Origin of the sequence: Parabacteroides hominis (genome assembly GCF_014287585.1) — a bacterium.
Classification (GTDB): domain Bacteria; phylum Bacteroidota; class Bacteroidia; order Bacteroidales; family Tannerellaceae; genus Parabacteroides; species Parabacteroides hominis.
This window is the reverse complement of the sequence record NZ_JACOOJ010000008.1, coordinates 57,818-75,783: the sequence shown is the minus strand read 5'-3', so window position 1 is coordinate 75,783 and position 17,966 is coordinate 57,818. Positions and strand designations below refer to the sequence as shown.

General features: G+C 46.8%; 15 protein-coding genes. 5 read left to right on the top strand and 10 right to left on the bottom strand.

Translation table 11 applies throughout. The features are described 5' to 3' along the window. Window positions 1–19: 19 nt before the first annotated feature. From pdxB to H8S65_RS06640, 6 genes are all read right to left on the bottom strand, one after another. Window positions 20–1,129: a 4-phosphoerythronate dehydrogenase PdxB gene (gene pdxB, locus H8S65_RS06665; RefSeq protein ID WP_186929215.1), complete on the bottom strand. Its 1,110-nt coding sequence runs from the start codon at window positions 1,127–1,129 to the stop codon at window positions 20–22. A 35-nt stretch (window positions 1,130–1,164) separates the two neighbouring features. Then, on the bottom strand, window positions 1,165–2,019 hold the full coding sequence (locus H8S65_RS06660) for an exodeoxyribonuclease X C-terminal domain-containing protein (RefSeq protein WP_186929214.1): 855 nt from the start codon (window positions 2,017–2,019) through the stop codon (window positions 1,165–1,167). 360 nt (window positions 2,020–2,379) lie between these two features. Next, window positions 2,380–2,553 (bottom strand): hypothetical protein, encoded by a 174-nt coding sequence (locus H8S65_RS06655; protein WP_186929213.1) that lies wholly within the window; start codon window positions 2,551–2,553, stop codon window positions 2,380–2,382. 12 nt (window positions 2,554–2,565) lie between these two features. Continuing rightward, entirely contained in the window at window positions 2,566–2,760 is a 195-nt protein-coding gene (locus H8S65_RS06650; protein WP_186929212.1) for a hypothetical protein, read from the bottom strand. Window positions 2,761–2,878: 118 nt separating this feature from the next. Then, window positions 2,879–3,214 carry an HTH domain-containing protein gene (locus tag H8S65_RS06645; RefSeq protein WP_186929211.1) on the bottom strand — a complete coding sequence of 112 codons (336 nt, stop codon included), beginning with the start codon at window positions 3,212–3,214 and terminating at the stop codon, window positions 2,879–2,881. Between the two features lie 21 nt (window positions 3,215–3,235). Beyond that, the gene (locus H8S65_RS06640; RefSeq protein ID WP_186929210.1) at window positions 3,236–3,730 is read right to left on the bottom strand and encodes a DUF3836 domain-containing protein; all 495 of its coding nucleotides are present in this window, start codon (window positions 3,728–3,730) and stop codon (window positions 3,236–3,238) included. Between the two features lie 531 nt (window positions 3,731–4,261). On the opposite strand from H8S65_RS06640, the gene H8S65_RS06635 reads away from it, so the two are divergent. After that, on the top strand, window positions 4,262–4,453 hold the full coding sequence (locus H8S65_RS06635; RefSeq protein WP_186929277.1) for a hypothetical protein: 192 nt from the start codon (window positions 4,262–4,264) through the stop codon (window positions 4,451–4,453). Between the two features lie 649 nt (window positions 4,454–5,102). Here H8S65_RS06635 and H8S65_RS06630 read toward each other — a convergent pair. Next, window positions 5,103–5,258, bottom strand: coding sequence for a hypothetical protein (locus H8S65_RS06630; RefSeq protein WP_186929209.1), 156 nt, complete (start codon window positions 5,256–5,258; stop codon window positions 5,103–5,105). 1,213 nt (window positions 5,259–6,471) lie between these two features. Between H8S65_RS06630 and H8S65_RS06625 the strand changes: the two genes are divergently transcribed. Both H8S65_RS06625 and H8S65_RS06620 read left to right on the top strand, forming a co-directional pair. Further along, window positions 6,472–7,419: a sensor histidine kinase gene (locus H8S65_RS06625; RefSeq protein WP_229093388.1), complete on the top strand. Its 948-nt coding sequence runs from the start codon at window positions 6,472–6,474 to the stop codon at window positions 7,417–7,419. Continuing rightward, on the top strand, window positions 7,416–8,111 hold the full coding sequence (locus H8S65_RS06620) for a response regulator transcription factor (protein WP_186929208.1): 696 nt from the start codon (window positions 7,416–7,418) through the stop codon (window positions 8,109–8,111). Before H8S65_RS06625 ends, H8S65_RS06620 begins: the two co-directional genes overlap by 4 nt. Here the strand turns inward: H8S65_RS06620 and H8S65_RS06615 are convergent. From H8S65_RS06615 to H8S65_RS06605, 3 genes are read right to left on the bottom strand one after another with little or no spacing between them, the layout of a single operon-like run. Beyond that, window positions 8,077–9,678: a MutS-related protein gene (locus H8S65_RS06615; RefSeq protein ID WP_186929207.1), complete on the bottom strand. Its 1,602-nt coding sequence runs from the start codon at window positions 9,676–9,678 to the stop codon at window positions 8,077–8,079. The two genes, H8S65_RS06620 and H8S65_RS06615, sit on opposite strands and share 35 nt — an antisense overlap. Before the next feature lie 45 nt (window positions 9,679–9,723). Further along, window positions 9,724–12,216, bottom strand: a complete 2,493-nt coding sequence (locus H8S65_RS06610; RefSeq protein ID WP_186929206.1) for a carboxypeptidase regulatory-like domain-containing protein — start codon at window positions 12,214–12,216, stop codon at window positions 9,724–9,726. Window positions 12,217–12,235: 19 nt separating this feature from the next. Further along, window positions 12,236–13,093: a GLPGLI family protein gene (locus H8S65_RS06605; protein WP_005645382.1), complete on the bottom strand. Its 858-nt coding sequence runs from the start codon at window positions 13,091–13,093 to the stop codon at window positions 12,236–12,238. A 202-nt stretch (window positions 13,094–13,295) separates the two neighbouring features. On the opposite strand from H8S65_RS06605, the gene H8S65_RS06600 reads away from it, so the two are divergent. Together H8S65_RS06600 and H8S65_RS06595 are read left to right on the top strand one after the other, a co-directional pair. Beyond that, window positions 13,296–14,108, top strand: coding sequence for a KilA-N domain-containing protein (locus H8S65_RS06600; RefSeq protein ID WP_186929205.1), 813 nt, complete (start codon window positions 13,296–13,298; stop codon window positions 14,106–14,108). Window positions 14,109–14,314: 206 nt separating this feature from the next. After that, window positions 14,315–17,938, top strand: coding sequence for a glycosyl hydrolase 2 galactose-binding domain-containing protein (locus H8S65_RS06595; RefSeq protein ID WP_186929204.1), 3,624 nt, complete (start codon window positions 14,315–14,317; stop codon window positions 17,936–17,938). Window positions 17,939–17,966 lie beyond the last annotated feature (28 nt).

The following is a 17,966-nucleotide window of genomic DNA, read 5'->3' as shown; positions in this document are numbered from 1 at the left end:
CCGTTTGGTTGGTGTTGTGTTATCGAATCCTGAAACCTAATCTTTGAAGCAGCACGGCTTCTTCCGGGGTCGCATGAACGATCGTGTATGCCTGGTATTCCCTCGGATGATGATAGTTCGCACGGAACCATTCGAACCTGTCGGGATTTTCCCGCAATGCCCGGTCTGCAACAAGCGGATTAAAACTGGCAAGGATCGCCTGCTCGATCCGGTTCCCAGTGAAACGGTCCAGGTCGATAACCGGAGTTTCGGGGGCCGGCGGAACCACTTCGCCGATCTTATCGATCTTCACATGGAAGAACTTTTCGATGTTTTCCAGGCAGGTGCGCGTACCGTTGGCTTTCCCGTCTGCAGAGAAACCGGCGATATGCGGGGTCGCTATCGCGGCCATTGCCAGCAATTCCCTGTTTATATCGGGTTCGTTTTCCCAGCAGTCTAAGATCAGTTCGCTGATCTTGCCTTCTTTACGGGCGCGCAACAGGGCTTCCGTGTCGTGGATGGCTCCCCGGCAAGTGTTGATGAACCAGGTTTTCCGTTGGAGTTTGCCGCAAAAGTCTTCCCCTGCCAAGTGGCGGGTGGCAAAACGGCCTTCTTTCGTCAGCGGTGTGTGGAAAGTGACGATATCAGCCTGTTCGGCAATCGTCTCCAGCGAGACAAAGCCGTCTTCTCCTTCCGTTTCCGCACGCGGCGGGTCGTTGCGGAGCACGTTCATCCCGTAGGCCGAGCATAGCTTCTCCACCTCTTTCCCGACATGGCCTACTCCGACGATCCCGATTGTTTTCCCTTGTAGGGTTTCTCCCTTTCGGAGCGCGATCGTGATCAATCCGGCAAGCACATATTGGGCGACCGAAACGGCATTGCATCCCGGCGAGTTTTTCCACGTGATGCCTGCCTCGTCGCAATACCGGATGTCGATATGGTCGAAGCCTATCGTGGCGCTGGTAATCAACTTAACCCGGCTTCCTTCGAGCAGTTCGCGGGTGCATTTGTCTATGCTTCGCACGATCAGTGCGTCTGCATCTTTTATGTTTTCCGGTGTAAACTCTTTAGAAGTGAGATACTTTACCTCTGCGATCGGTTCTGCGATTCCTTTCAGATAAGGAACGGTATTGTCGGCGACTATTTTCATCTTGCTGTCCTTTTTCGAGAAGGCAAAGGTAGCGATTATTTTCCAATCTTGACATAATTCAGCCGCGTGTACTGTATGCCATAGCTCTCAAACGTCGCAGCGATCCGTGCCGAAGATATGTGCAGCACCTCGCCCGGCCGGTAGGCATGTTCCAGGGAAGGCAACTGCCCGGATACCTGGCTGGGATTGCCTGACGTAAAGGTCAGGTTTACCAGGTTGCCGCCCGCATCGATGGCTGTCAGGCGTTGGCGGACGAAGAAGACCGGAGTCGTCCCGACGACATGCGTCCTGTACGGATCGTCTTCCACCTGCACTTTGGTGATTTTTAGGGTAAGATCGGTCAATTTGTCCCCTTTCTTCCCTAAGAAACGGCTGGTGGGGCGCGGCTGGTATTTCTTTTTCAGCATCTTGTCCAGGTAGACGCAGTTGTAGGCTTGTGCCATTTTCACAAACCGTTCCTGCTTGGGAATCGTAGGCGTGTATTTGCAGGCGATCCAGTTCACGTAACCCGGATCTATCCGCAGGATCTCATACAGGAAATGTCCGCGGTATTTGCCGAAAGCGATCAGGTCGTCCCCGTGTGTCGACATCCTCTTTTCGTTGTAGTCCGTGATCAGGATGCGGCGGTTGGCATACCACAATTCGGAAGTGACGATGCGCAACGACTGGATAATGTCCGGTTTCAGGTCTTCGATAAAGAGGATGCACCGCCTGTCGAGCAGAGGCGTGTAGAACCACAGGCTGTAGTTAGGATGCCCTTCCCTCGGTAAAACCACAAGATAACATCCCACCTCCTTATAAGAGGCTTTCCCCTGGTTATAAATATTCAACTTCTCATACAGGAGCTCCTGTTCCGCCTCTGTTATATTGGGTAATCTGGGGTTTGCCATATTGTCACCTCCGTTTTATGTATTTAGGTACATGATCGGTTTGTCATGTACTCTGCTCAATAGCACGAGCTATGCGAAGATAACGATAAATTTTAACAATGGGAGTGTTATGCTTTCTAATTTTGATTGTTCATTTCTTTTTTAACAATGAAAGGATAGAAAACAATAAGGCTATAAATAGAAGGTATAGATACATGTTCTTATGCGTATTTCCATTTTGAATAGAACTATACATTAGATAAGTGAAGAATAGCATTAAAAATATTATAAATGCTCTAATTATAAAATGTAATATTTTCATATATCTATAAATGTGTAAAAACAATAGTCTGAATAAAATCATTCAGACTATTGTCAAGTTTATCTTTTATTTGCTTTTCGGTCTTGAACCCCATGGTAGTAGCCTAAACCATATGCTGCTGCTAATGTAGTAGCATAAATGGCAAGTGCCAGTTCTAATCCAGCTCCTCCTGTAATATCTTCTTCTTCTTTTATTGAAAGAAAAGAAATTCCTGTCAAAGATTCTTTATTCATGATATGTATAGTTTATCCGTTATTCATGGCATCCTCATATCCCGCCATATAAGCACCTCTGACACTATTGATAATAGCTGCACCTGCTTCATAAATCATGCACATCATAAGAACATGATGAGGCGGGGGTGAGAATATACTTCCTCCTGAAATTTGTAATTCTTGTTCTGTAAGTTCTAACAAATGTGTGTTATTATCTTTTTCCATGATATTTATCGGCCTACTCTATCCAAGCTTTTCGACCCTTATTTCCGCTTCCCGCTTTCTCTGGCAACCGGGTAACCTATAAAATAAACCAAAATCCTTGCAAGTATTCCTGTCTCTTTTACATTAGCAAAGATAGACCGGTTCCGTGCAACCTCCTTGCACGGTCGAAATAAAGTTCAATATTTCCGCCATAAATGTAACTTTTTTCTTTGGAAGTAAGCGGACTGACTTTGATGATAAGTTCCAGTTCAAAGTTATTTGCATAATAGAACGTGCATTTAGTACGGTCGTATGCAATTTCTGCTCCGAAATCTTTTAGTTCATCTAACAAATAGTATAGTGACCGGCGACTGATATGCAGTCGTTCTGCAAATTCGGCAGGAGTTCCTGTTGCCGATTTTTGGATCATGCGATGTATCCGTTGTGCCCGATCGATTGTTTCAAACAGTTGCATAATGACGGAAATAATTAATTTTCATTTCATCCGGTTATCCGTATATAAAAGTTCATGGGTCGGATCGTATGCTGCCATCCGGCTGACAAGATTCCAGTTCTCGTCTTTTTTGTTCCAGGTATAGTTGCATACGCTAAGTACATGTTCGTCCAATTGCGAATAAATGATTTTGTCTTCCTGATTGGAGTAGCTGTTCGTGCGGCTGTCCCATTTCATGCAGGTGACGCTTGTTTCCGTCAAATCGTACTTGTATTCCAGGCGATATGCGTTTTCCCATTTGTCGGACACCGGATCCCAAGCCTGGACTTCTTTGGCCACCAGGCGCTTTTGCGAGTCGTAGTCATATCGGTAACGAAGTCTCTTTTGGAAATTGCCGTCATCGTTTTTCTTGAAAACAGTTTTTGCACATACTTCCTGCCGGTTGTTGAACTCGGTGTTATAAATAAATTGTCCGCCCCCGATGTTAGTATCGAATAAAGAGAGAACCATTGCTGCTGTGATTGTAATTGCATCCATTGTTGTTTATTTTTTAAGATTAATACTTTGTTTCTTTTATCTATGGCAAAAGTAGGCAGACGATATCCGCCGGTATGTTATCGTTACGTTATCTTTAGGTTAACGGTTCCATCATCCGAAAGTGGCAAAACGCGGATTTGATGTCTTTGTAAATATGTTAAAGCGTACAATAACCCCATTAAAATGGCATGTTTTTGTATTCTGTTCTATATTAGGTATTTGTATAAATGTATGTTTGTTAAAAAATATTACCCTTGCGGGAAATTCTATTTTCGCGGGTATGAAAATCGATTTTCATGCCAATGTGTTTCGATTTGGACCAACGGGTATTTTAATGAACCGTACAATAAGTAATAGATGGCAATAGGTTCGTGTTTAAGAAGATTTGAACCACTAAAGAACCAGGTTCGCGGATTATCCTTAATAAGGGTGATAATGATATTGGTAAAAGTTAAATATGTGATTGATTGATGTTTTATCGCTTTATTCGTTTGTTTGATTGATTGATTGATTGTATATTTGCCTCATCAAATGATTAAATATTCAATTTATAGCACTTCAGATGCCGTGGGTAATATTAGATTAAAACAGCAAATTGATTCTTCTAAAAAGAATAAACCTGATTCTAATCAAACGAATACAGGTAAGAAATTCATTTTGTCTGATGTATCCAAAGAAGAACTTAAGAGAAGAAGGATTCCTGTATATTCTTATTTGCTGTAATGCTTGAAAGTGCATATCCATTTTATTTTATTCAAAAGGATAAAGGAGACTCCGAGGGACTTCTTCGTATTTTATTGTATAGATTCAAGTCCGCAAAATCAAAGTTAGTGTATATTGTCCGGGTAGAAGAATATGAGCATAACATTTATGCCGTAAAATTCTATCAGAAGAGCCATTCTTTGTCCAAGAATAAGTATAGGATAATGACGAATACCAATGAGCCAAGACGAATAATAAATACTTGCATCAATATAATGCTCACGATATATCAAAGCAATAAAAAAGCCTCTTTTGGTTTTGTTGGAGCAAACGGATTCGATGAAGATATTAGCTGTACAAAACGATACAGAGTATATTCAAGAATCATTGCGACCTACTTCAGTGACGAATATTTTTATCATAAAGAAAATATCGATAAGAGTGCTTATATGCTTATAAACAACATTTCCTTAGATGAAAATCCTAATTTGGTAGAACAGATAGAATCATTTTTCATAAAACAATATGACTATTTTGGAAATTGTTCAGCGGACGTAACGCGGTAGTCGCCTTTATTATTTGTCGTATTATATCCCCCAACAAGCAATTTGTCAAACTGTCGTATTCGCCTTCCTCTGATTCGTCTGTATGTGCTCATTTGCCGGAATGGCTACGGATAGAAGCGGGAAACAGAGTTCGCTATTGCCGTTTTGTTTTCAGGATCATCGGAAAGTTTCTTTTCTGTCATGGAGGAACTGGAACGGTACAGAAGAAATGGATGAGCGTGTCGGTTGGAAAGATGGATTCCTGTCAAAGTGTCAATCATAAATGGCCTGCTCTATAGAGCTTGTGAGGTGTTAAAATTGTTTTCAAATGCCTTTCAGGCGCTTTTTTACGATACTCTTTTTCTTTGTTTCAGTTCGTCTGGGAAAATCATCTGAATGATTTTCCGGATTCATCCGTATGGTTTGTCCGAAACATCCAAATGGTTTTGCCAAACTATTCAGATCATTTGAAAAATCATTTAGATGATTTTTGGGGAAAGGCATGGATATAAGAGGTATTTAAGCCTAAAAGAGGGAAAATATGAATTTATCTGTCAGAAAAAACGTTCAAAACAAATCAGATTGACAGCAAACAGAGATTATTGGTGGCTGATTAAAAGGTGGTATGTCAAAATGTACTTGTCCCCGCGCTTGACGCGGGGCCGCAAAAGGACAGCACCTATTAATCAGATATTTATACAGGCAGTTTTGACATACCCTCCTTTGTGATTCAATTAAAATAGTTCATCTGTATATAATATATAAAAGCTCCAATTTTTTTTCCAAAAAGATATGTGCCTCTAATACTTACTATTATTGCTAACAGTGTTATAATGCGAGGATGAGCTTCTAACCAATTTGATAAAGATGCTAATATTTTGTTTACGTCATTCTATAAATTTAAAATTAGACATAATTATTGATTCTACCAAATTTTAGTGGATGTGTGCCAATTTTTTCAACCCATCCAGTGGGCTTGGGTTGCTTGGACAGCAAGAGCAAGTATTCGGTTCGGGAGGAATGCAGCCTCCTGGATCGGAATTCTTGATTGTGACTTGTTCTTTCAAAAGGTTATCTAATATTATCGAAATGTTATATATTTGTGGCATGAATATCATGAAAAGGGTATATATAGTAAAATTTATTACGGCATTAGGCTTATTAGCGATATTATCGTTGCAGATAATATGGTTATATAATATGTATATGCTTTTGTGGAATGATATCAAGGAGAAAGCAGAAGAGCAACTCTGGGTTTCTGCAGAATTAGAGGTAATATATAGAGTAGAGAGCATGCCAGATGCTGATCAGCCGAGAGAAATATTATCTGGTCCCATAGAAGACGCAGGAAATCTAACGAAAATGATTGTCCCTTTGCATGAATCTTTGATCCAATGGGGTTTCCCTATTGATATGTCCCAATTAGATAGTATTTATACCTCTAAATTAAAAGAACAGCATATACAAACAGATATAGTTCTGAATCATATAAATATGAAGGATCAGTCTGTAATTCAATCTGCCGGAGCTTCTGGAGTCTCTTCTTTGGGTGCAATAAAAACAGAGATTATCCCAATCCGGGAAGACGGCTCCGAAGGCATCCAAGCTGTAATATTGAATCCCTATGTGACAATCTTCGAACGAATGGGGCTGATATTGATCGCCACAGCCCTTATAATGGTATTTGTTGCTGCCTGTATCGTCTATCAGATCAAGGTAATCTTTTTTCAAAACAAAATCGCCAAGCTACGGGAAGATTTTTCGTATGCAATGGTTCATGATATGAAGACTCCTCTTAGTTCGATTCAGTTGGGACTCCGTCTTTTGTATAGTAATAAACAGACCGGGGAAAAACGGGAAAAAAGTTTTCAGATTGTGGAGGATGAAGTCGCTCATTTGTTGGCTTTGACAAATAAGGTGTTGACTCTGTCAAAGATGGAAAGTGGGAAGTTGAGGCTTGATAATAAGAAGTTTCGGATTGCCCCGGTTATCAATGATTTGATAGAGAAGTTTTCGGTGAAAGCGGGTAAGGAGACTCTGTTTTCTACCGATATACGGCAGGAACTGGTATATGGTGATGAAGAGTTTCTGAAAGAAGCGATCAGCAACCTGATCGACAATGCCATCAAATATTCCGGAGATTCCGTCCGGATCGATATTTCGGTCGGTTCGGATGATACTTATACATGGATCAGGGTGAAAGATAACGGATTCGGTATCTCGCACCAAGATCAGAAAAAGATTTTCGAGAAGTTCGAGCGGGCGGCAGCTATCGACCGGAACCGTAAGGGGGGAGCTGCCGGTTTCGGCCTGGGGCTGAACTATGTCTACCGGGTGGCCGAAGCGCATGGCGGGGAAGTCCGTGTGTTCAGTATCGAAGGTCAATCCAGCGAGTTTACGATTTATTTACCTATACTAATCCAAACAATTGAGACATTATGATTAAGCTGTTATTGGTAGAAGATGATGCCAGCCTGTGCTACATGGTGAAATCATCTCTTGAAGATTTGATCGGAGGCTATGAAGTGATCATTGCTAACAATGGAAAAGAAGGGCTGGATGCCTGGAAAGAGCATCATCCGGACATTATCGTGACCGATATAGAGATGCCTGTAATGGATGGAAGGGAGATGGTTTCCAGAATACGGGAGATAGACGGCGATACGCCTCTTTTATTCGCTTCCGGCCATGTCACCCCGAAAGATGTGATAGAGGGATATCAGATCGGAGCCAATAATTATATCAAAAAGCCTTTTATCGCGGAAGAAATGGATGCGCATATCCGTGGACTGTTGAGTATGAAAGAAGGGGCGCGTTCCAAGAATCAATCCCGTATATATACGATTGGCTGCTATCAGTTGGATGCAGAGCATTGTCTACTGAAAAGCGCCGATGAGAAGAAGAAAACATTGACTCCGCGGGAAGCCGGCATTTTGGAACTTCTCTGTGAGAATAAAGGGGAAGTGATCCGGCGTGAAGCGATACTAAGCCGTTTTTGGGAGACTGAGGATGATTATTTTGCTTCTCGCAGCCTGGATGTTTTTGTTTCGAAGTTACGCAAACTCTTTACAAATGATCCTTCTGTCGAAATCCAGACAGTCAGAGGGGTTGGGTTGATGTTGGTGGATAACTGATTTTTTCGATCGTCCGGTAAGCATCCCGGATGACAGTTGGCGGAAAACCGTTGATCTCCAATAAACGGATGGCGTTGCGTTGGTAAAGGGGACCGCTCTTCAGTTTGTAGTCGAAAGAGAAGGTTTCATCTTGGATAACTTCGCTGAAATGGTATAGGTCGTATTCTGTGTCGAGCAATGTTGCCAGTTCCGCGTCATGTGTGGAGGCGACGATTATGTTATCCGTAGTATTCAGGTATGATAAGACGGCTTTGGCGACAGCAATACGTTCGGTGGTGTTCGTCCCTTTGAATATCTCGTCGAACAGGAAGAGGTTGGCTGTTCCTTCCTGACTCCGGCTGATCATCTCTTTGATCGTATCGACCTCTTTCATATAGAAACTTTTTCCTTCCGACAGGTCGTCGGCGAGCATCAGGGCGGAATAGATCTTTATGGGGGCGGACAGTGCGAATGTCCGGGCAAAGGCAGTGTGAAGCGTTTGCGCCAGTAAGACATTAATCCCGATTATACGGATAAAAGTTGTTTTACCGGACATGTTCGAACCATTCAGCAGCACAGACTTCTCTTTTATAATAACGGAATTAGACACACAGTCCTCTATCAGAGGATGATATATCTCTTCACCCTCCAGTCTGTACCCATTGTCCGCTTTTTCCGGCAAGCAGTAATAAGGCAGCTCTTCCCGCAAGTAGTAGACGGATAACAGGCAGTCCGCCAGTCCGACAAACCGGTACACGGTTTCAATCTCCCGGTTTTTATTCCTCAGAATAGATACGGATTGCAGAAAAGAAAGCGGTTCTGTGAGAAAGAAAATATGAGCCAGTTCGGTACAGAACCAGACAAAGACAGCCATGTCGCTTTGTAGTTTACTCTCCATCCGAAGGAATAAAGCGGTTTTCCGGATCGGCCTGAGTGTTGCCAACGCATCCGGAATCTCTTTCGTCAGCTTGCCTAACTCCGGATATTTGCACAACTCTTCTGCTATCCCCAGGAGTTTGATCAGTTGGGGTACGGAATGTATGTAATCGAGACTCTTGGGTTTGAATGCGTAATGGATAACAGCATTCAGAATAATAGCGACCAGGAAAAGCATTCCGCAGGCCGTTATATGTGCAAACAGATAAAGAAGCAGGAACAAGGCCGGCAGAAACTTCAGGATTGTAAAGGCGATCGTAGTCTTTCCGGATGCTACCGGATGTTCGTCTGCCATCAACCGTACGATGCTATAAACCTCCGTATCCCGCAGGCGGAACAAAGCCTTCGCCAGCCTGCCCCGGAAGTTTGCGTCTGTTTTCAGATGATTGATAACATCTTCGTTCTTCCCGATCTCCCCTTTTGTCAGGGGGATGGTTCTTAGCGTATGATACAGGTATTGTTGCCCGATCCCCGATGTCGTCCTATCCGCAAAAGTAAACAACTCTTCCACTCCCAAATCCGAGTAAGTCTGGCCGGACAACAGGTTATCCCCTCCCTTCTTTTTCGTGTGGAGGAAGTAAGCAGAGATATCCGTCAGGTTGAAGTCCCCCGGCTTTATTTCTCCTGTGTAGTTGTTCGCTTTTCGTTTCATTGGCCGTAATTATCTCTGTAATAGTTGCAAATATAATATAAGTATTCAGAACTTGTACCGTGCCGAAGCCATAAATTCCCGCGGGCGGATATCGATCCAGGAGGTATAGCTTTCCGTGGCGGAATACTGCGTGTAGCTGTACTGTTTCTTATTGAACAGGTTGGTGGCTTCGGCTACAAATTGCCAACTCCCCGTTTTCCACCGGAAGGAAAGGTCGGCGAAGAAAGTGTTGACCGCCTTGTCACGGCTGACGTCGTTGTGGTAATGGTCTGCCGATAGATTGATTTCTACGGGGAAAAGTTCGTAGGAGAGCTGGAGCTTCTGGACGACGTCCAGGAGCGGATCGAGGCGTGTGCCGGTTCCGATCTTCGATCTTCCGAGATGGATGGTGGCCTGGTAGCTGGCGGAGAAGCTGCGGGCAGGTGTCCAGGTGATCTTCGGTTCGTATTGCATGAAATCGTATCGGTAAGGCAACCGTTCGCCGGCACTCAACTGTTCCGCCTCGCTGCGGCCAAGAAGATAAGTGAGCGAAGTCTTCAGCCCGTAATCGTAAAAGCCTTTGGAGAGTGTCCCCTTCGCGGTCCATCCGGAAGAATGGTTGGAGAGGCGGTGGGAGACAAGGGTGACTTGCCCGTCCCGTATTTGCTGTTCGAAGATGCGGTCTGAGCATCCCCGGTTATGGTTGAGCGACAGGGTGGCGAAGAATTCGCGCACCGTATTTTTGTATTCTCCGTACAGCGAATAGCTATGCGTGCGGTTCACCGGCATGATTCCGTTGTTCATTCGGTAATTGCGGTAGTCCGTGCGGTAGGCATCCGGGTACAAGTCGGTGATGTTTCCGTAGTTTTCGTGATAGTTGGCGTGGAAGGAGAAACGCCAGGCATAATTGAACTTATAATTGATGTACAGGAACGGGTTGACCGCCAAGCGGGAAAAGCCGGCTGCCGGGAAGGTGGTCCATACGAGCGGAAGATTGAAAGCCAGATTCCATTTGTACAGGTTACACTGGTAGTTCGGTTTGAAATACAGGCTTGTCCCGTTCCGGATCGAATTGAGATCGCCCGTTATGCCGGCCGTATATTGCCGGGTCAGGCTCCCCTTCTTGCGCAGGAAAGCGAGGGAATGGTCCAGGTATAGCTGTTGCAAGTTTAACGCCTGCTTGTCCCTGTCTATCAGGATGCGTGCCGGCAGATTGTGATAGCGGAGCAGGGAACGGAGTTCGAGCGTGTATTTGTCCCGTGTCCAGATGTTTTGCAGGTAGTTGCGTACGCCCATGTCCGGGGTCTGGATGCGCTGGTTGACCGATGAGGCGCCGGAGATGCGGGACGTGCCTCTTTCCCAGTTGCCGGAAAGGTTGAAGTCGTTTGTCAGGTAATGGCTTTCGGCGTTGTTTTCCAGGCTCATCGCGACATCCGCCCGGTCGGTGCGGATGTGTGTGCTGCTTTGTTCCGCCAAGGTAGCCGTATCTCCTGCCTGGTAATAATTGGTGACACTCCCTCTTTCCTGTTGCGTGAGATCATGCAGGTAGTTGGCGTTGAGGCGTAATTGTGTCGTTTCGTTCAGCTTGTACACCCGGTTGCCGGAAAGAGAATGCACGTTGTTAAAGAGCAACCGTTCCTTTTTCAGCGGTGCGGAGAAGGAGGGCTGGGAAAGGAATGACGGGATCGAAGGGCCTGTTTTCCCTTCGGCTCCTATTTGTGTAAGTACGTTCTGTTCGTCTGTCACGTCGTCTCCCCGGTTATTCCCTTTATAAATATAGGCGGACTGGCTTTTACGGCTGATCTGGATGGCATTGCCCATGCCTTCCCACAAAAGGGGGGAAGCACCCATGCCTCCTTCTAACGTGCCCATCCAGCGGTCGCGGAAGTCGTCTTTCAGTTTGAGGTTGATGGCGATATCTTCGGTTGTCAGCTTCTTTTGCAGGACACGGATGGGCTGGTGGTTTTCCATTACCTGCACGCTCTTGACGGCGTTGGCCTGCAGGTTGTTGGTCAGTTGGTTGTACCGCCCGTCGGTCAGGTCCATTCCTTCCACGTAGAACTTGCTGATGTTTTTCCCGTTGTACGAGATTTTCCCGTCGTCGTCCACATCCACGCCCGGCAGTTTCTTCAGCACGTCTTTGATCGCCTCGTCTTTCGGGCTGATGAATTGCGACACGTCGTAGTTGATCGTGTCCTGCCGCCCGTAGACGCGTCCCGGACGTATCTCGACCTCTTTCAGCGTGAAAACTTCCGGTTCGAGGCGGATACGGAGCGTTGCCCCGGCGGTGATCTTTTGCCGGATCGCTTTATATCCTAACAGCGAGACGTGGACGAACAGCGAATCGTCTGCCTGGCGGAGTGGGAGGGTGAATGTGCCGTCGGCCTTTGTCAGGGTGTAGGTCAGCGGGACCTGCCGTCCGGCTTTGCGTATCTGCACGGTTGCGGCGTCTACCGGCTGGCCGTTTTCGGCATCGGTCACAATCCCTTTGATGGTTTGTTGGGCAGACAGGCTACAGGCAGTGAGCAGGAGAATGAGTATATACAGGAGGCTCTTCATCGTTTTGTACTTGTTTCTGTTACTCTTTTTCTATCGGGTTGTAAGGCGTGTTCTTCGGGTGTATCGGTTGTCCGTCCTCTCCTTTGACGATGACTTGCATGCCGGGGGAGGTTTCTTTCAGGTAGCCGATCGGGTCGGCGGCGAAGCGTTCGTGTACCCGGAGCAGGTCTTTGCGGGAGATCGGTTCGTACTCGCTTCCGGCGAACAGGATGGCTTCCTCTTTGCGGGCTTTCTCGATGCCGGTGCAGACGAACGTGTAGTGCTGCCGGTTGTCAGAGGCTTTCAGGATCAGGCCGGGCAGTCCTTGCAGTTTCCAGGGGCCTTCGCTGCGGGGGATTTCCGGGGTGTACCAGGCTTCGTAGTCCCGTCCCCGGAACCGGCAGGTCGCTTTGTAGCAGGTGTAGGCGAGGAGGGTTGCCGTGTCGGGGTGCAGTTCCCAGACGGGAAGTTCTGTCTTTTCTTCCGAACGGAAATTGCTGGCGGCGATGGGTTCGAGTTGTGTCAGTTTGCCTTCGGGGTAGTTTTTGTATATCTGGTAGTTCACCTGGCTGTTGCCTTGTTTCATGTGTTCATTGATGATTTCCTGCGAGGCTCCGGTCGCTTTGTCCATTTCGATAAGCGAGTCCATGCGGAAACGGGCATAGCTGTAGAACAGGGAACTTTTAGCGCCAACCTTCAGCATCATGGTTTCGTCGATATGCCTGTCCTCATGGGCCGTGTCGCCGACGAAGGAAAGGGCGTACTGGGCGGTGAACAATACCTTGTCGATGGGTTTCGCCTTGAGAACTTCGTTCATGTTGTATACACGGATATTGAACTGGGCCTGTGCAGCCCCGCACGCCAGTAAAAGAACTGCGGATAAAAGGATTCGTTTCATAACCTTAATCGTTTTAGAGTGTTTGTCTGATCGCAAATGTAGCGGACGGCAAACCTCCGGAGCGACTAAAGTTATTACTGAAATATTACGGAGGGATTATTCCTTTACTATCCTTTGGGGAAGAATAACCGAAAAAGATGGGTGGAAGTGTTGTATTCTCCTGTTTTTAAGATAGCTTTGTAGCTATTAAACCAAATAAGACATGGCAAAAATTACGGTACAGGATACGGAGATTACTGTTGTTGCATATAATGATAATGACTACATCTCGCTTACAGACATGGCAAATGCGAAGAATAGTGAAAGCCGCGCTGCCGATATTATCAAGAATTGGATGCGTAACCGATATACGATTGAGTTTCTCGGTACGTGGGAAATGATTCATAATCCTAATTTTAAAGTGGTCGAATTCGACCACTTTAAAATGCAGGCAGGGTTGCCGAGCTTTGTATTGAGTGCGTCGGAATGGATTGAAAGGACTAATGCCATCGGCCTTGTTGTTAGGAAAGGACGTTATGGAGGAACGTATGCTTATAAAGATATTGCGTTTGAGTTTGGTACGGCAATCAGTGTTCCGTTCAAACTCTATTTAATTGAAGAATTTCAACATCTGAAAGAAAAGGAGCAAGCACAACTCGGTTGGACTGCCAAACGTGAACTGTCTAAAATCAACTACCGCATCCATACCGACGCAATCCGGCAACACCTGATACCTGCGGAAGTAACCGCTAAACAGGCAAGCGTTATCTATGCCAATGAAGCCGATGTCTTGAATGTGGCTATGTTTGGAATGACAGCAAAGATGTGGCGGGAGCAGAATCCTGAACTGAAAGGAAATATCCGCGACTATGCTTCCGTAAACGAACTCATTTGCCTCTCAAATATGGAAAACCTCAATGCTGTTTTTATCGACCAAGGCATTCCACAGGGAGAGCGGCTCGTCAAGCTCAATCAGATTGCTATTCAGCAAATGCGAGTATTGGAAGATGATGGAAACAGGAAGTTACTGAAATAGGCTGGTTATTTGGATTTGAATTGTTTTAGCAAAGTAATATAATATCTGTAATCTTTCATGAAGAATCCTGTATATGGGATCAAAGATACATAAAAAACGGTGATTCCTATGTAAATAGTAGTTTTTTCCGTAAGTTTGTGCAAACTTCTTTCAAGTAAGGGGTTAAGTGATCAAAAAGCACAAAATAATAAAGCAAACTTTCATAAATGAAGACTTTGGATAAACAGAAAAAGAACGTCCTTACCCTTTGCGGGGCGGCGATGGCATCGTTGCTTCTTTGGGGATGTGGCGGAACAAACCCTACGGCCGAATCATTCGAACGGTCTGATTATTATACGCGTGGTATCGGACAGTATCCGGGCGACCCGAAGGAGGATTTTTCACCTTCCCTGGCTCCGGATCATTCCACTTACCGTAACATTGCCCGGTTGCGATCGGCTTTTGCCTCTTCCAGCCATGACTATAACTTAGTGGCACAGTTGGCGACAGACGGTATTGTGACGGACAAGCAACCACAGTACCTGAACCTCTCGACTCCCGATGGAGACGTTCCGAGACGCGAACGCGAATGGATGATCGACGAAGGGCCGTATTCACGGAATACTTTTCCCGGCGGAGATACTTATTTCCAGTTTACGCTGGCAAACTATAGCAAAGCGGCCGGCAAACTGTCGCTGGTAGGGACGGTCGTGTATGACGATAACGTGTCGAAAGGCGGTTACGAGATTATCTGCCAGGGTTCCAATGACGGGAAGAACTGGACCGAAATCGGTAAACTGAGCGGTAGCGGCCTGCCCGGTCAGGCGCTTTCCGGACGGGTGGTGGTGACCGACCCGAACAAACAGACGGGAGAAACAACCATGCCGGTCCGCAAACTGAATGAAACGATCACTTTCAATTCCGAAGATGCCTATTCTGATTACCGCGTGCTGCTGAAGATGGCAGGCGCGCACGATTGGATATTTACGGAAGCGAACTTCATGGATAAGGACGGATTAGTGGAAATGAAGCCGTCGCAGTTCTTCAACAGTGCCTGGATGAGTGCTACTGCGGGTGAAGAATGGTTGTATGTGGACCTCGGCAGCAGATCGGAGTTCGATAAGGTCGTGTTGCACTGGATCAACAAAGCAGTTAAAGGAAAAGTGCAGGTGTCGGACGATGCCAAACAGTGGAAAGATGCAGCCGAACTTCCGGGCGGAGACGCTCTGAAAGACGAAATAACCCTCAACGGCAAGCAGAATGCCCGCTATGTGCGCATCCTGATGCAACAGCCGGCCAACGACAGCCGCTATATCCTGAGCGAAGTGGAAGTAATGGGTAAAGGCGGCCTGGTGGCTCAGCCTGTGGCTGCTCCTGCCGCATCAAAAGGGGAAATGAACCTGTCCGGCGGCAACTGGCAGCTGCAACGCGCTTCTGAAGTGACCGCTTCGGGTGAAGAAATATCGAAACCGGGCTTTAAACCGGAGAACTGGATCGTGGCGACAGTGCCGGGAACGGTCTTGAGCAGTTACAAGAATATCGGGGCAATCGCTGATCCGAACTATGCTGACAACCAGTTGCAGGTATCCGAATCCTTCTTCTGGTCTAACTTCTGGTATCGCGACGAGTTCGATGTGCCGGAAGGATTCAAGCAGGACCGCCTGTTCCTGAACTTCGACGGGATCAACTGGAAAGCGAATGTCTTTCTGAACGGAAAGAAATTAGGCCGTATCGAAGGCGCCTTTATGCGGGGCAAGTTCGATGTGACGGATCTGGTCGTTCCGGGTAAGAACGTGGTGGCAGTGGAGATCATCCGGAATAATCATATCGGAGCGATCAAGGAAAAGAACAAACAGAGCACGGACTTCAACGGTGGAATCTTAGGGGCTGATAACCCGACCTTCCACGCAACGATCGGTTGGGACTGGATTCCGACGGTTCGCGGACGCAATATCGGTATCTGGAACGATGTCTTTCTGACCTCTACCGGAAAGGTGACGGTTGCCGATCCGCTTGTTACCTCTGTCCTGCCGTTGCCCGATACGACTTCGGCAACGTTGACGGCTGAGGTGATCGTGAAGAACCATGATGCCAATGCAGTGAACGGTACGTTGGAAGGCAAGGTCGGAGATGTTACGTTCCAGCAGCCTGTCTCGCTGGCGGCCGGCGAGGAAAAGACTGTCGTTTTCGATGTCAAGGACTTCCCGCAACTGAAGATGGAAAATCCGCGCTTGTGGTGGCCTAAAGGTTATGGTGCGCCGAACCTGTACGATGCCAACTTCACTTTCAAGATAGATGATAAGGTTTCGGATGCGAAAGACTTCAAAGTCGGTATCCGCCAGATGACGTTTAATGAAGACAACCATATCCTGAGCCTCTTTATCAACGGCCGTCGCTTTATCGGCCGGGGCGGTAACTGGGGCTTCGGCGAATCGAACCTGAACTATCGCGCCCGCGAATATGATGTTGCCGTGGCTTACCATGCCGACATGAACTTTACGATGATGCGTAACTGGGTCGGCATGATCGGCGACGAGGAACTCTATGAGGCTTGCGACCGCCACGGTATCATGATCTGGCAGGACTTCTGGCTGGCAAACCCGGCTGACGGCCCCGATCCGTATTACCCTGAAATGTTTATCGCCAATGCGGAAGATTATGTGAAACGCATCCGCAGCCATGCTTCCATCGGTCTCTATTGCGGACGTAACGAAGGTTTCCCGCCCGAACAGATCGACAAGGCGTTGCGCCGTATCATCAAGGAAGACCATCCGGATATCCATTATATCTCCAGCTCGGCCGACGATGTGGTGAGCGGTCACGGCCCGTACCGCATGCTCCCCGCCAAGGAATATTTCACGCTGAAGACAGGCAACGACAAGTTCCATAGCGAACGAGGGATGCCGAACGTCATGACCTACGAAAGCATGCTCCGTACCTTCTCGCCGGAAGGAATCTGGCCGCAGGATAACGAATGGGGCATGCACGACTATACCCGCGAAGGGGCGCAGGGCTGCACCTCTTTCAACGAGATCATTGCGAAAGGGTATGGCGAACCGCAGAGTGCGAAAGAGTTTGCCGAACTGGCACAGTGGGTGAACTACGACGGCCACCGCAGCCTGTTCGAGTCCAGAAGCCAGAACCGTAAAGGTCTGCTGATGTGGATGAGCCATTCTTGCTGGCCTTCTATGGTATGGCAGACGTATGATTATTATTTCGAACCGACTGCCGCCTATTTTGCTATCAAGAAGGCTTCCGAGCCACTGCATATCCAGTGGAATCCGGCAACGGACGAGGTGGAAGTGGTCAATTACAGCGCCGGCACGCATAAAGGCTTGACTGCAAAAGTCCAGATCCTGAATATGGATGCATCCGTGGCCTGGGAGAAGGAAACGACTGTCGACAGCAACGAAGATACGACCAACAAGTGCATCAAGTTGGAATTCCCGGCTAACCTGTCGAAAGTTCACTTTATCAAGATGACGCTGGCTGAAAACGGCAAAGTCATTTCCGATAACTTCTACCACAGAAGCCTCGAAGAGAACAACTACCAGGATTTGCAGAAGTTGCCGAAAGTCGCCTTGCAGTCCGCAACAACCGTGGATAAAAATGCAGACGGAACCTGGAGCGCCGTGTCTGTTATCGAGAACAAGACATCAACACCGGCTTTGATGATCCGCCTCAATGTAGTCGGCGACAAAGACGGCCAGCAACTTCTGCCGGTATTCTATTCCGATAACTACTTCTCTTTGCTCCCAGGCGAGAAGAAGGAAGTCCGTATGAACTGGAAAGACGAAGATACCAGAGGCAATGAAGGCAGAGTCGTTATTTCCGGATATAATGTAGAATAACAGATTACAAACAGATCAGTGCTATCCC

Coding starts and splice junctions, on each gene's coding strand:
- H8S65_RS06655 (WP_186929213.1), bottom strand. CDS start 2,553: ATGAATAAAGAATCTTTGACAGGAATTTCTTTTCTTTCAATAAAAGAA.
- H8S65_RS06615 (WP_186929207.1), bottom strand. CDS start 9,678: ATGAAACGAAAAGCGAACAACTACACAGGAGAAATAAAGCCGGGGGAC.
- H8S65_RS06600 (WP_186929205.1), top strand. CDS start 13,296: ATGGCAAAAATTACGGTACAGGATACGGAGATTACTGTTGTTGCATAT.
- H8S65_RS06635 (WP_186929277.1), top strand. CDS start 4,262: ATGATTAAATATTCAATTTATAGCACTTCAGATGCCGTGGGTAATATT.
- H8S65_RS06645 (WP_186929211.1), bottom strand. CDS start 3,214: ATGCAACTGTTTGAAACAATCGATCGGGCACAACGGATACATCGCATG.
- pdxB (WP_186929215.1), bottom strand. CDS start 1,129: ATGAAAATAGTCGCCGACAATACCGTTCCTTATCTGAAAGGAATCGCA.
- H8S65_RS06640 (WP_186929210.1), bottom strand. CDS start 3,730: ATGGATGCAATTACAATCACAGCAGCAATGGTTCTCTCTTTATTCGAT.
- H8S65_RS06610 (WP_186929206.1), bottom strand. CDS start 12,216: ATGAAGAGCCTCCTGTATATACTCATTCTCCTGCTCACTGCCTGTAGC.
- H8S65_RS06660 (WP_186929214.1), bottom strand. CDS start 2,019: ATGGCAAACCCCAGATTACCCAATATAACAGAGGCGGAACAGGAGCTC.
- H8S65_RS06650 (WP_186929212.1), bottom strand. CDS start 2,760: ATGGAAAAAGATAATAACACACATTTGTTAGAACTTACAGAACAAGAA.
- H8S65_RS06605 (WP_005645382.1), bottom strand. CDS start 13,093: ATGAAACGAATCCTTTTATCCGCAGTTCTTTTACTGGCGTGCGGGGCT.
- H8S65_RS06620 (WP_186929208.1), top strand. CDS start 7,416: ATGATTAAGCTGTTATTGGTAGAAGATGATGCCAGCCTGTGCTACATG.
- H8S65_RS06625 (WP_229093388.1), top strand. CDS start 6,472: ATGAAGGATCAGTCTGTAATTCAATCTGCCGGAGCTTCTGGAGTCTCT.
- H8S65_RS06595 (WP_186929204.1), top strand. CDS start 14,315: ATGAAGACTTTGGATAAACAGAAAAAGAACGTCCTTACCCTTTGCGGG.
- H8S65_RS06630 (WP_186929209.1), bottom strand. CDS start 5,258: ATGATTGACACTTTGACAGGAATCCATCTTTCCAACCGACACGCTCAT.